The sequence below is a fragment of the Mycobacterium sp. genome, from assembly GCF_008709575.1.
In the GTDB taxonomy this organism is placed as follows: Bacteria; Actinomycetota; Actinomycetes; order Mycobacteriales; family Mycobacteriaceae; genus Mycobacterium.
On sequence record NZ_VYIK01000257.1, the window covers coordinates 1 to 808 of the forward strand.

1 protein-coding gene is annotated in these 808 nt (G+C 61.1%); it reads right to left on the minus strand.

Annotation, left to right across the window (positions count from 1 at the left end; translation table 11 throughout):
• Positions 1-45: 45 nt before the first annotated feature.
• A partial coding sequence (locus F6Q13_RS18290) for a hypothetical protein (protein WP_293059563.1) occupies positions 46-808 on the minus strand: 763 nt, incomplete at its 5' end.

Below are 808 nucleotides of genomic sequence, written 5' to 3' on the forward strand. Positions count from 1 at the left end.
CCAACCAGGATAAGGCCTTTGCCTATTTCTACCCTGCCGACACGCTTACTGAAGGTCTAGTGTAGTTGGTGGCTCGTCTTCTTTAAAAAACGTTGCTTTACCGATCTGGGTGGCAGGGAGCTCCTTAGGTCCATCAACAGGGTGGGCGTCGCGTTCGGCGCGAATGTTGCCGCTGGCCAATAACGCAAGTAGCGCGCCGTCGACGGCGTCTTTGGGCCAGCCGAACGGCGCGTCGCCAAGATCGTGCTGGAGTTCGCCGCCCTTGGTGCCCGACCCGGAGGTACGAGCAAGGACTTCCTTGCAAACTGGGTTGGCGGACACTTCGCCTTGCCAGCCGACTATCGAAAGCGCGTCGGGTGCACCGTCGCGCGCCTTGGTGATGACCTTGCTCCACCCAGCGTCATCAGCCGCGTGAAATTTCGGGAACAGGCGATCCAAAGCGTGGTTGCTTGCCGCTTCGACGCCATCTCGCAGGGAACTGGTGGTGAGCTCGTTGCCGCCGCCCTGAAAGACCCGCGCCTTAGCCGTCACAGTAGCGAACAGGTTCTCCAGCCGTTGCTGGCCTTCGAGAACCCTTGATTGCATACCCTGTTTAGCCTGACGACCCTCCTCTGTTTGCGGTTCAGGGCGTTGGCTGACTGTGTCGGTCGCGGCGGCGTAGCTGGCGAGTGTGTCGGCGATGGCCTCGGCTTCGATCTTCGGTAGAAGCACGAACACGATCGGGCTTTCAGTGCCGACGGCGGCGGCCGCCTCGCGAACTTTGCCCTCGGTTACTCCCCACTCATCGCGGATCCACACCGGAACTGTG